This window comes from Pseudomonas sp. Eqa60 (assembly GCF_018326405.1).
Taxonomy (GTDB): domain Bacteria; phylum Pseudomonadota; class Gammaproteobacteria; order Pseudomonadales; family Pseudomonadaceae; genus Aquipseudomonas; species Aquipseudomonas protegens.
This window is the reverse complement of sequence record NZ_AP024342.1, coordinates 5557344-5569548: the sequence shown is the minus strand read 5'-3', so window position 1 is coordinate 5569548 and position 12205 is coordinate 5557344. Positions and strand designations below refer to the sequence as shown.

Here is a 12205-nt window from a genome sequence, read left to right as displayed (position 1 = left end):
ATTGAGTCGATTGGGTTGGTGTTGGTTGAGTGTATTTCAATGAATTGAATCGATTCAATTGTTTCTCGGGATGGCTCTACCGAAGCTGGCTATGTTTTGTTGGTAAGTTAATGATTTATAAGAATTTATAGATAATATAAAAACTTTTTAGCGGTTTTGAGTCGCCAGTTTGGCTTGAAGATCGAATCAATTTTCCAAATGAGTCGATGTTAAGAGGCGATCCATGGCTGTGATATGCTCCGGTCCACCTCAACGCAGCCGATGGTCATCAGCCTCCATGTGGGTTCCCCAGTTAAGCGAGTTCAATCAACCGGTCTACCTGTCCATCGCCGACGCCCTGGCGCGGGATATCGGCAGCGGTTTGTTGAATGATGGTGACCGCTTGCCGACCCTGCGCGAGCTGGCGGTAACCCTGAATGTCACCCCTGGCACCATCAGCCGCGCCTACAGCGAAGCTCAGCGGCGTGGGTTGGTGCAGGGCGAAGTCGGCCGCGGCACTTACGTGCTGGCGCAGCCGCCGCTGGTGTTGCCCGAAGGTTCCAGCGCTCCGTCCCTGTCCCTGGGGCAGGCCGAAGCCCTGGACCTGTCGATCATCAAGCCCTACAGCGAAACCCTGGAGTACTGGTTGCGTAGCGCCCTGGTGGGCATGGCCCGCAGCAGTGACTTCGGCCGGGCGCTGGACTACGCCCCCGATGGAGGCCACCCGGCTCATCGCGAGGCCGGGGCGCAGTGGTTGCGGCATTCCTTGCCCGAGGCCAACTGGCAGCAGGTGGTCATTACCTCCGGTGCCCAGCACGGGCTGATGGTGGCCATCAGCGCCCTGAGCAACGCCGGCGACCTGGTGCTTTGCGAGTCGCTCTGCTACCCGGGCATCATCTCCGTGGCCCACGGCCTGGAGCGGCGCCTGCGGGGCGTGGCCATGGATGAAGAGGGAATACTCCCCGAGGCCCTGCGCGAGCAGTGCCTGCGAGAAAAACCGGCGCTGCTGGTGTGCGTCGCCAGTTGCCAGAACCCCACCACGGCGATCATGTCGCCAAGGCGTCGGGCGCAAATTGCGGCAATCGCCGAAGAGTTCGACTTCCTGATCATCGACGACGATATCTACGGCTTTCTCGCCACCGATCCGTCGATCAAGCCGCTGGCGAGCTATGCGCCGCAGCGTTCGGTGTACCTCACCAGCCTGTCCAAGGCGATCATGCCGGCGTTGCGCGTGGGTTACCTCTACAGCCCGCCAAAGCTGCTGTCGCGGCTGAGTTCCATGGTCCGTAGCAGCGTGTGGATGCCGTCGCCGCTGACCGCGCAATTGGCCAGCAATGTGATTGTCGAAGGCTTGGACCGCAAGCTGGTACAGACCCAGCGCAATGAAGCGGCAGCGCGCCAGGCGATTGCCCGGGACGTGTTTGCCGGCCTGGAGATCCGGACCCAGCCCCACAGCTATCACCTGTGGCTGACCTTGCCGGAGCCCTGGACGGGCGATGAGTTCGCCACCCTGGCCCGAGCCAATGGCGTGCTGGTGATGAGCGGCAGCCAGTTCCAGGTGGAACGCGGTGCCAGCTCCCGTTGTGTGCGGGTGGTATTGATGTCGCCCACCACCCAGGACGAGTTGCGCTTTGCCCTGACCCAGCTGGCCAGCCTGATCGAGGCTGACCCGCGGCGTTACCGCTAAACCCTTGGCCGGCAAGCCGGCTCCTACGGGGCCGTGTAGGAGCCGGCTTGCCGGCGAACAGGGCCTTAAAAGGTAGTACGCAACCCCACTTCCACACTGCGCCCGGCGGCCGGCGCGATATCCCGTAGGATCGAGCTGGCATAGCGCACGGTCTGGTTGGTCAGGTTCTCGCCCTTGACGAAGGCCAGCCACTGGCTATGTCCGATATCGAAGCGATAACCGGCACTGGCGCCAAAGGTGGTGTAGCCATCGGTGCCGCTTTCGTTGTCCGGCACCCGGCCCTGGCTGGCGGCATGTTGTACATCCAGGCGTGCCTGCCAGCGGTCCAGTTCCCACAGCAGGCCACTGTTCAGGCGCAATGGAGCGATGCGGGGCAGGTCCTGGCCGTTATCCAGGTTCTTGGCCCGGGTGTAGTCGCCGGACAGTTCCAGGGCGAACTTGCCGTAGGCGTTTTCCCCCAGGGTCCAGCGATCCTGGGCCTCGATCCCACTGAAGCGTGCCCGCACTCCGCTGTAGGCGTATTCCGGGATACCTGTCGCATCTTCTTCGCCTTCATCGTTGAGGGTGCGCCCCGTGCCCAGCAGGCCGATGTAGTTGGAGAAGTGGCTGTAGAACACGCCGACGCTGCCTTTGTGGATGCCGTTGTCGAAGCGCAGGGCCAGGTCGCTGGACACGGCTTTTTCCTTCGATAGCTTGGCGCTGCCCACTTCATAGGTGCCGGTGGCGACGTGGGCGCCGTTGGCATACAGCTCGTAGAAGGTCGGGGCGCGCTCGGTGTAGCCCAGGGTCGCGGCCAGGGACCAGACCGGGGTCAGGGTGTAGACCGCCCCCGAGGACAGGCTGCCGGCGGTGAAGCTGCTGGACTTGTCGGCCTGGGCGAAGCGTGCGTTGCCCTTGCTGTCCGGGTCCACGGTGGTGTGTTCCAGGCGCCCGCCGAGGCTGAGCCGCAGGCGTTCGGTGGCTTGCAGTTCTTCGAGGATGAACAGCGCGCCGCTGTTGGTATCGGTCTGTGGCACGAAGGCTTCTTCGCCCAGGGCGGAGAATTCGTTGCGGTTGACCTGTGCACCGATCACCCCTTCGAGCGGGCCCAGCGGCTGGTGCCGGGCCTCGACACGGGCCTCGTAGCCCTTGTTCTTGAAGGTGGTGCCGGTTTCACCGCCCTCGATCTCGCGGTGTTCGTAGTCGGTGTAGCCGGCGTTGAACTTGAGCGAGCTGAACGGGCCCTGGAGGTTGCGCAGTTCCGAAGCGAAGGCGTAGTGGTCCTGCTTCATGCGGATGCGCACGTCTTCTTCGGCGGGGGAGCCGTAGTTGGAGTCGTAGTTGCTGTAGGACAGGCCGGCATAGCCGTCGTCCCAGGTGTAGGAACCGCCGATGGCACCGCCGTCCTGGCGACCGTCGCTGTTGCCCAGGCGGCCTTTCTTGCCATCCCCGTCTTCACTGGCCGCAGCGTGACGGCTGCGGGCGTAGCCGGGAATCTTCAGGTCATTGAACTGCCGCGAGTTGGCATCCAGGTGCAGGGCAAAGGTGCCATCGCCGGCTTCCAGCTTGCCGGCGCTGCTGCGGGTGGTGTCGGCGCCGCCGTAGCGCAACTCGCCCGCCCCGTGGATGCCCTCGATGGCCTCGGTGGGAATCCGATTGTCGAAGCTGTTGACCACCCCGCCAATGGCGTTACCGCCGTACAGCAGGGCCGCCGGGCCGCGGACGATCTCGATGCGCTCGACGTTAACCGGGTCCAGGGGCACCGCATGGTCGTAGGACAGCGACGAGGCGTCGAGGGCCCCGACGCCGTTCTGCAGAATGCGAATCCGGTCGCCATCCAGGCCGCGAATGATCGGCCGGCTGGCCCCCGGCCCGAAGTAGGATGAAGACACGCCCGGCTGTTTGTTCAGGGTTTCACCGAGGCTGCCTTTTTGTTCCAGGGTCAGTTGGTCGCCTTCCAGCACAGTGCTTGGGGCGGCCAGTTCGGTGCTGCCCAGGGGGTTGGCGGTGATGACCTGCTGGGGCAATTCCACGGCATGGGCCTGGGAGGCGATCAGCAGCGCGGCGGACAGTGGCGACAGGCGCCAGAGCAGGGAGCGAGAAGGGCGGTGAGTTGAGCGGGACATCGGTCATTCCTTGGCGAACAGAGCGCTAGGCGCTTTGAGTCAGTGAGCAGGCGGGACACGGGGGCGCCCAAAATGCGGGTGAGTTGTTATTGATTGATACAATATAACATCTCTTTTATTTCGAAAAGCCAGGAACTTTTCGCTGTTCATGCCCGATCGCCTCGGTGACGGGCTGCGACTACAGTTACTCAAGCGTGCTGGCGCGGGGCCAAGCCCTCGGCTAAGGTGCGCGGCTTTCCTCATTTTCTTCCCGCAAAGGCCTGGCATGACCGACACCCACACCGACCCGCTGCATGGCGTGACCCTGGAACAGATCCTCAAGGCGCTGGTGGAACACTACGAGTGGTCGGGGCTGGCCGAACGCATTGATATCCGCTGCTTCAAGAGCGACCCGAGCATCAAGTCGAGCCTGACCTTCCTGCGCAAGACGCCCTGGGCGAGGGAGAAGGTCGAGAAACTCTATGTGAAGTTGCAACGCACCAAGCGCCCGCTTTAAGGAGCCCTATGGCTGGCTTCTCGCTGCCGGGGCTGTGCACTCGGCGTGGCCTGATTGCCGTGGCGGCGATCCTTGGCTGGTTCGGGCTGACCGTCCAGCTGTACCTGATCCTGCTGTTGCGCTGGGACAGTGGCGCCAGCCTGCTGGGCGGGCTGGTGAACTTCTTCAGTTTCTTCACCGTGCTCAGCAATACCCTGGTGGCCAGCGTGCTGACCTGCGCCCTCAACCTGCGGGTTTCCAAGGGGCAGGCGTTCATGCTCCAGCCCTGGGTCAGCGGCGCCGTGGCGGCGAGCATTCTGCTGGTGGGGCTGGCCTACAGCCTGCTGTTGCGCCACCTCTGGCATCCCCAGGGTTGGCAATGGCTGGCGGACGAGTTGCTGCATGACGTGATGCCGCTGCTGTTCCTGGTCTATTGGTGGTGTTGCGTGCCCAAGGGCGGGCTGCGGATGAGGCACATCGGGTGGTGGACGCTCTACCCGATTGTGTATTTCGCCTACCTGTTGCTGCGCGGGCACTTGCTTGGGCTGTACCCCTATCCCTTCATCTCCGTGGACAGGCTGGGCTACCCCCGGGTGCTGCTCAATGCCCTCGGGATATTGGCGGGGTTCGTCCTGGTATCCCTGCTGTTGCTGGGGCTGGACCGCTGGCTGGGTAAACTCCGGTCCCGGGCCCCGTAGGAGCCGGCTTGCCGGCGAGGGGGCCCTTGGGACCGCCTTCGCTGGCAAGCCAGTTCCTACCCTGATGCGCGATTATTCTTCTTCGCTGCTGTCCAGGCGCCAGTAACCGGCGGCCTTGACGAATTCGTCGTTGAGCTGGTGCTCATCCAGCAGCACTCGACGCACCTGGCGCGACACCTTGCTCTCGGTGGCTACCCAGGCATACAGCTTGCCTTGCGGCACCTGCACCTGGCGCACCGTGCTGATCAGGTCCTGCCCGCCTGCGTCCCGTTCAACCCAGATCACCTGCACCTGGGCGGCACTGTCCAGAGCCTGGCGTTCGGCGGCGTTCTGCACCTCGATCACCGCCAGCACCTGGCGCCCGGCCGGCAGTTCTTCCAGGCGCCGGGCAATGGCCGGCAGCGCGGTTTCATCGCCGATCAGCAGGTAGCTGTCGAAGATATCCGGCACCACCATCGAGCCCCGTGGCCCGCCGATGTGCAGGAACTGGCCCGGTGCGGCCTGTTCGGCCCAGGTGGAGGCGGGGCCGTCGCCGTGGAGCACGAAGTCGATGTCCAGTTCGCCCAGCTCCAGGTCATAGCGGCGCGGGGTGTAGTCGCGCATGGCGGGCATCGGGCCGCTGTCCTTGCCCGGGCCCAGTACCAGGGTTTCCAGGGCGGCTTGCTGTTCGGCGTTCTGCGGGAACAGCAGCTTCACATGGTCGTCGCTGCCCAGGCTGATGAACCCGGCCAGCTCAGGGCCGCCCAGGGTGATGCGGCGCATGCGCGGGGTCAGGTCGACCACGCGCAGCACCTCCAGGCGGCGGCGCTTGATCTCGTGCATGACCCGATGGATGGACAGTTCTGGGCTGGCAGTCATTGGCTTTTCTCCGGGGCGGGGTGGCTCACAGGACCATCGACAATGGCCTTGGCGGTGTTGTTCAGCAGGTCGCGCACCCGAAGGATTTCTTCCGGGCTCCAGCGGCCATGGTGCATTTGCAGGGCGTGGCGCAGGTTGTGCACCGCCTCGTGGATTTCAGCGGGGCGATCATGTCCGCGCAGGGAACGCTTGCTGACCTCGATGCGCATGCGCACGCCGTCCAGGGCGATGGCCTGCTCCTGCAGGGAAAGACGTCCGGCGTCGGTCACGCTGTAGCGCTTTTTGCCGCCTTCGGCATCGCCCTGGATCATTTCGCTTTCTTCGAGAAAGGTCAGGGTCGGGTAGATCACCCCGGGGCTGGGGCTGTAGGCGCCGTCGAACATGCTTTCGATCTGGCGGATCAGGTCGTAGCCGTGGCAGGGCTGCTCGGCGATCAGCGCCAACAGCAGCAGTTTCAGGTCGCCGGGGGCGAATACCCGGGGCCCGCGGCCACCGCGTTCGCGGCCCGGGCGGCGTTCGAAGATCTCATGGCTGTCCCCGTGCTCGCGATGGGGAGGGTGGTGGTGCTCTCTCATTTTCTCTTTCTCCGTTTCGATTTAGACATAACTTAAGATATATCTTATGAGCCACGCAAGCACTTCTGCCTGCGGCAATGCTGCCGTTTGTCGGAGAGAGAGGGGGCTGCCTGTCGTGATTCAGCGTTGCGCCACGCTGCCCAGGCATTGGGTGCCACTGCCCGGTTGCAGGTAGGGCATGAGGATCGGCGCCATGCCCTTGAGCACCTGCACCGGCAAGGCCGAGGTGAATCTGAAGGCCTGGGCCGAGGCCCCCGGCACGTAGGCGGTAAGGGTGCCGAAATGGTGGTCGCCGATGTAGAACACGAAGGTTGCGGTGCGGTTGATGGATTTGGAGCTCAACACCCGCCCGCCGGCGCCAATGGCTTCGATGCGGTTGTCGCCGGTACCGGTCTTGCCGCCCATGGCCAATGGCGTGCCATCAGCCAGCTTGAAGCTGCCGGACACCCGTTTCGCGGTGCCGGCATCCACCACCTGCGACAAGGCTCCGCGCAGCGCCGTGGCCACCTCCGAGGGCATCACCCGCTTGCCCTTGTCCGGGTCGTTGAGCAGGCGGGTTTCATAGGGCGTGCCGGCGGCGAAGTGCAGGCTGTCGATGCGCAAGGTTGGCAGGCGCACGCCGTCGTTGAGGATGGTGCCCACCAGTTCCGCCAACGCCGCGGGGCGGTCGCCGGAGCTGCCGATAGCAGTGGCCAGGGACGGTACCAGGTGGTCGAACGGATAGCCGACGCTCTGCCAGCGCTGGTGGATATCGAGGAAGGCCTCGATCTCCAGCATGGTGCGGATACGGCTGTCGCGGGCACTGCGATGGCGGCTCTTGAACAGCCAGCTGTAGACCTCCTGGCGCTCGAACTCGCTGGCCTTGACGATCTGGGTGAAGTTCGCCTCCGGGTTGTTCATCAGGTAGCCCAGCAGCCAGAGGTCCAGGGGGTGGACCTTGGCGATGTAGCCCTGGTCCGGTAGGTCATAGGCGCCGGGGCCGTAGCTGGCGTAGAGCTTGTCCAGGCGCTCGTCGGTGAGCTTCTCGCTGACCTTGGCGCTCTTCATGTGGGCCCGGACGAAGCGGTTGAAGCTCTCCTGGCTGGCGTCCGGCAGCAGGTAGCGGTGCACGGCGGCGAGGCGGATTGCCGTGGGGTGCATGCTGTCGAGGAAGGTTTCCAGGCGCGACTGGGTGTCCTTGTTGCGGTACTTCTTCCAGAAACGCAGCAGGAACGAGGTGCCCTCACGGTCGGCAAAGCGTGCCAGGTACTCCTGGCGCCGCGGGTTCTGGTCGTCCTTGAGCAATTCGGCGCTGCTGCTGTCGCCGCCATAAGTGCTGTAGCGCACCAGGTCACGCATCAGGCGGATGAACGGCAGGTTGATGGATTCGCGCAGGGCATCGCGCAGGGTCGGGCTGCGGCCGTTGTCTTCGTTGCGAAAATTGTGGAAGTGATGCACCCCGCCACCGGTGAAGAAGGCCTCACCGGGGCTGGCGGAGTAGGTGCGGTCCAGGGCGGCGTCGAGCATCTTCGGCAGGCTGCGGTCGCTGTTCTGCATCAGGTAGTCGAGGGCCCAGCGGCTCAGGCGGTCCTGCTCGTTCACCGGGATCTTTTTCAACTGCGCGGGTGTTTGCGTGGCGTACTTGTCGTGCAGCTCGGAAATGATCTGCAGGTAGGTGGTCAGCACCCGCAGCTTGGCGGTGGAGCCCAGTTCCAGCTTGCTGCCTTCGTTGATGTCGAAAGGCTGGTCGGTGCTGTCGGTCTGCACCCGCACCCGCGAGCCGTCGGGGGTCAGTTCGAGCAGGGTGAAGCTGTAGCGCACCTGGGTGGTGCTGGTGGGGGTCAGCAGGCGTTCGCCTAGCACACCAATCTGCGCGGCGAAGGCCGGGTCCGCAAGGTGCTTGAGGTATTCGGTGGCCTGGCGCTGCAGGTCGCTCTGCAAGGTGCTGGTGGCCGAGAGGTCGAGGCGGTCCAGGTCATACAGCGGCCGGTTGAGCAGGGCGGCGAGGCGGCTGCGGGCGACGCTGATGCCCTTGTTGGTCTCGATCGGCTGAATGGTCGGCTGCTGCTGCCAGTCCCGGTAGGTCACCTGGCTGGCCAGGGCGGCGCTGCTCAGCGCCGGGTCGATGACGTTGTTCTGCGCCAGTAGGCGGATATGGCTGTCCGTCAGATCCGCCAGTTCTGCGCGACCCTTGGCCAGGTAATGGGAGGGACGGCGCTGGGCAATCATCAGTGACAGCACCTGGCGCAGGGCCAGCCCTCGTGCGGCAAGGCTTTTCGAGTCCATGGCGGTGCTGCCGAGCACCTGGTTGACCTTGTCGAAGTCAGCGCCATACCAGACCCGCAGCCCCTCGGCCATGCCGTGCACTTCGCCGTGGCCGGGCACCGCGGACAGCGGCACGCTGTTGAGGTAGTCGCGCACGATGCGTTTGCGGGCCTCCAGGGTCTGTGGGCCGTCCTGATAGGCCCGCACGCTGGCGGAAACCATCTGCCGGATCTTCTCGCCCCCGGATACCGTCAGGCCATCCGGCGAATGGCGGTATTTTTCCAACTGGGTGGCCAGGGTGCTACCCCCGGCGCTCTGCCCCGGCAGGTGCAAGAGCCGGGCGATCTGCGACCAGGCGGCCTTGGCAAAGCGCGGCCAGTCCACCGCCGGGTTGGCCTCGGCCGGCTTGGGGGCCAGCAGATCGCGGTTCTCGATGAACAGCAGGCTGTGCACCACCAGCGGCGGAATGCTGGCAAAGCTCTCATACAGCTGTTGCGGGTAATTGAACTGGTACAGGGGCGCGGCGCGGCAGTCGGTAATGGACAGGCCAGCCTGGATCTTTTCGGTGTAAGGCACGAAAAATCCGCTTTTGCTGTAGTCCATCAGTGCCGGGGAGAAACGCGTCTGGGCGTCGATCAGGTAACCGCGCTTGAGCAAGCGTGGCAGGAACTCCCCCAGGGCGCTGTAGCCCAGGCGCCGGTCGAACGGCCCGGCACCGGGGTAGAGCACGGCATCACTGGGGCCGGGCTCCAGGGAGTAGCTCAGGTCAGCGGCCAGCCGGCTGAATTCCCGGGCCTGGAGTTTCGAGGTGCGCATCTCCCGGGCAGCGGCAAAGCCCAGGGCAATCAGGGCGATCAGCAGCAACAGCCAGAACAGGCGCCAGGCATAACGGCGGGATTTGCGGCGTTTCGGTAAAGGCGTTTCGTCCTCGCTGTGGCTTGGCACTGCGTTCTTATGCGAATCGGTCTGCCACAGAGCGCCCATAGTCGATTGATCCATTCACGCAGATTGATCGGACTTGCCTGAAGCTTAGTCGGTGGTGGGCGTCGGTGAAGAAAATGTGAAAACGACCCGGCCCCGCTTCTGTGGCAAGGGAGCAAGCTCCCTCGCCACTGGGTAGAGCCTTTTCCCAGGTAAATACGCCCTAGGTAGGGGCATGACGATGCACCAGGCCTGTGCAATACTCCCGGCCCTTTCCGAGTGAGGTTTCAGGGCAAAAAGCAGGTAATGCTTCTCCGTGAAAGCGGTATTTGCCGAGATTTCTCTCTGAATATTGCAACTTATAGAGTGAAAAGCCCTGTCGGGAGCTTTTTATACTGCGCACCCCGCTGATCTGGCAGGTCTTGTCCTACCAGACGCTCCGTCCCACAAGGCCGGTGCGGTCGAGCAAGCTTCGGCTATCCGCTGGTGCTTCGAAGGCTCGGTGGTTCATATCCAATAACAAAATGAGGTTGTATCTCTATGCCAGTTGGCAACCAACTGCCCCACGGCGAGACCGCTCAGGGCGGCCCGCTGAAACGCGAACTCGGCGAACGGCATATTCGCTTGATGGCCCTCGGCGCCTGTATCGGTGTCGGCCTGTTCCTCGGCTCGGCCAAGGCCATCGAAATGGCCGGCCCGGCCATCATGCTGTCCTACATCATCGGCGGCCTGGCGATCCTGGTGATCATGCGCGCCCTCGGCGAGATGGCGGTGCATAACCCGGTCGCAGGTTCCTTCAGCCGTTACGCACAAGACTACCTGGGCCCGCTGGCGGGCTTTCTCACCGGCTGGAACTACTGGTTCCTGTGGCTGGTGACCTGTGTGGCGGAAATCACCGCGGTGGCGGTGTACATGGGGATCTGGTTCCCCGATGTGCCGCGCTGGATCTGGGCCCTGGCGGCCCTGGTGAGCATGGGCTCGATCAACCTGATCGCGGTCAAGGCCTTCGGTGAGTTCGAGTTCTGGTTCGCCCTGATCAAGATCGTCACCATCATCGCCATGGTGGTCGGCGGCATCGGCATCATCGCCTTCGGTTTCGGCAATGACGGCGTGGCCCTGGGCATCTCCAACCTGTGGACCCACGGCGGCTTCATGCCCAATGGCGTGACCGGCGTGCTGATGTCCCTGCAGATGGTGATGTTCGCCTACCTGGGCGTAGAGATGATCGGCCTCACCGCCGGTGAAGCGCGCAACCCGCAAAAGACCATTCCCAACGCCATCGGCTCGGTGTTCTGGCGCATCCTGTTGTTCTACGTGGGCGCGCTGTTCGTGATCCTGTCGATCTACCCGTGGAACGAGATCGGCACCCAGGGCAGCCCCTTCGTGATGACCTTCGAACGCCTGGGGATCAAGACCGCTGCCGGCATCATCAACTTCGTGGTGATCACTGCCGCGCTGTCGTCCTGCAACGGCGGCATCTTCAGCACCGGGCGCATGCTCTACAGCCTGGCGCAGAACGGCCAGGCCCCGGCCGGCTTCGCCAAGACCTCGAACAACGGCGTGCCGCGTCGCGCCTTGCTGCTGTCGATCTTCGCCCTGCTGCTGGGCGTGCTGCTGAACTATCTGGTGCCGGAAAAAGTGTTCGTCTGGGTGACTTCGATTGCCACCTTCGGTGCGATCTGGACCTGGGTGATGATCCTTCTGGCCCAGCTCAAGTTCCGCAAGGGCCTGAGCCCGGCAGAACGTGCCGGCCTGAAGTACCGCATGTGGCTGTACCCGATCAGTTCCTACCTGGCCCTGGCCTTCCTGGTACTGGTGGTGGGGCTGATGGCCTACTTCCCGGATACCCGTGTGGCGCTGTATGTCGGCCCGGCGTTCCTGGTGCTGCTGACGGTGCTGTTCTATCTGTTCAAGCTGCAACCGACCAATGTCCAGCAAGGTTCGGCGCGGTCGGCGTCCTGACCTGCGCTTGGGTGATGCGGCTGGCTTGAGCATCCCGGACTGAAACGCTGAGACCAGAAATCCGGCGACCTGCAAAGGCCGCCGGATTTTTTTTGCCCGGGTCAACCGCCCAGGGTGCCGCTGGTATCGGCGTCGAAGATGGCCTTGGCCTGCAGCGCCGCCGGCGCCAGCAGGGCGAGCAACGCCGTTTCGCTGTGGAGCTGATGGGCGGCCAGGGTCTTGGGTGTCGGCTCGATGGGAATCAGCACCTCTTCGCCGGGCCCATGCAGCCAGATCGCCGTGACCTGCAGCGCCGAGATGAACAGCAGGCGCAGTTCATAGCTTTTTCCCTGCAGTTGCGGCGCCTGTTCCGCCAGGTCCAGGGCGTTGACGGCGGACGCCGCCAGGCTGCCATGGTTCAGCGCAGAGAAGCCGACCTTGCCGGCCACCTCGGTCAACTGCGCATCGGCAATCGACACTCCGGCATCGAACACCAGGTAATGCCAGTCACCGGCCTTGGCCTCGGCCAGCCCCTTGCCCTGGGCCAGGTCCTCCAGGCTCAGGGCGTAGCCGCGAAAGGCCTGGGACAAATTCAGGTTACGGGCACTGGCCTTGGCAAACCCGCGGTTGATACCGAAACCCTGGGTCTGCAGGGCCGCCTGAAGGGCCGAGCGCAGGTGCTGGACGCCATCGACAGGCGCCTTGGGGTAAGTCAGTTGCAT

9 protein-coding genes are annotated in these 12205 nt (G+C 63.9%); 4 read left to right on the top strand and 5 right to left on the bottom strand.

Annotation, left to right across the window (positions count from 1 at the left end; translation table 11 throughout):
* The first annotated feature begins 277 nt into the window (after nt 1-277).
* The gene (locus tag KI242_RS25095; protein WP_212805636.1) at nt 278-1666 is read left to right on the top strand and encodes a PLP-dependent aminotransferase family protein; all 1389 of its coding nucleotides are present in this window, start codon (nt 278-280) and stop codon (nt 1664-1666) included.
* 65 nt (nt 1667-1731) lie between these two features.
* Here KI242_RS25095 and KI242_RS25090 read toward each other — a convergent pair whose 3' ends face one another.
* Nucleotides 1732-3771, bottom strand: coding sequence for a TonB-dependent receptor (locus KI242_RS25090; RefSeq protein ID WP_212805635.1), 2040 nt, complete (start codon nt 3769-3771; stop codon nt 1732-1734).
* Nucleotides 3772-4036: 265 nt separating this feature from the next.
* On the opposite strand from KI242_RS25090, the gene KI242_RS25085 reads away from it, so the two are divergent.
* Nucleotides 4037-4267 carry a VF530 family protein gene (locus KI242_RS25085; protein ID WP_019093117.1) on the top strand — a complete coding sequence of 77 codons (231 nt, stop codon included), beginning with the start codon at nt 4037-4039 and terminating at the stop codon, nt 4265-4267.
* An 8-nt stretch (nt 4268-4275) separates the two neighbouring features.
* Nucleotides 4276-4944, top strand: coding sequence for a Pr6Pr family membrane protein (locus KI242_RS25080; RefSeq protein ID WP_011063163.1), 669 nt, complete (start codon nt 4276-4278; stop codon nt 4942-4944).
* Nucleotides 4945-5016: 72 nt separating this feature from the next.
* Here KI242_RS25080 and KI242_RS25075 read toward each other — a convergent pair whose 3' ends face one another.
* The 3 genes from KI242_RS25075 to KI242_RS25065 all read right to left on the bottom strand — a co-directional run bounded on the left by KI242_RS25075 (nt 5017) and on the right by KI242_RS25065 (nt 9605).
* Nucleotides 5017-5802 carry a siderophore-interacting protein gene (locus tag KI242_RS25075; RefSeq protein ID WP_015636848.1) on the bottom strand — a complete coding sequence of 262 codons (786 nt, stop codon included), beginning with the start codon at nt 5800-5802 and terminating at the stop codon, nt 5017-5019.
* Nucleotides 5799-6377, bottom strand: a complete 579-nt coding sequence (locus tag KI242_RS25070; RefSeq protein WP_011063161.1) for a PadR family transcriptional regulator — start codon at nt 6375-6377, stop codon at nt 5799-5801. Before KI242_RS25070 ends, KI242_RS25075 begins: the two co-directional genes overlap by 4 nt.
* 120 nt (nt 6378-6497) lie before the next feature.
* On the bottom strand, nt 6498-9605 hold the full coding sequence (locus KI242_RS25065) for a transglycosylase domain-containing protein (RefSeq protein WP_212805634.1): 3108 nt from the start codon (nt 9603-9605) through the stop codon (nt 6498-6500).
* 477 nt (nt 9606-10082) lie between these two features.
* On the opposite strand from KI242_RS25065, the gene KI242_RS25060 reads away from it, so the two are divergent.
* Nucleotides 10083-11504, top strand: a complete 1422-nt coding sequence (locus tag KI242_RS25060; protein ID WP_015636846.1) for an amino acid permease — start codon at nt 10083-10085, stop codon at nt 11502-11504.
* Between the two features lie 101 nt (nt 11505-11605).
* On the opposite strand, the gene KI242_RS25055 is transcribed toward KI242_RS25060, so the two are convergent.
* The gene (locus KI242_RS25055) at nt 11606-12205 is read right to left on the bottom strand and encodes a hypothetical protein (RefSeq protein WP_011063159.1); all 600 of its coding nucleotides are present in this window, start codon (nt 12203-12205) and stop codon (nt 11606-11608) included.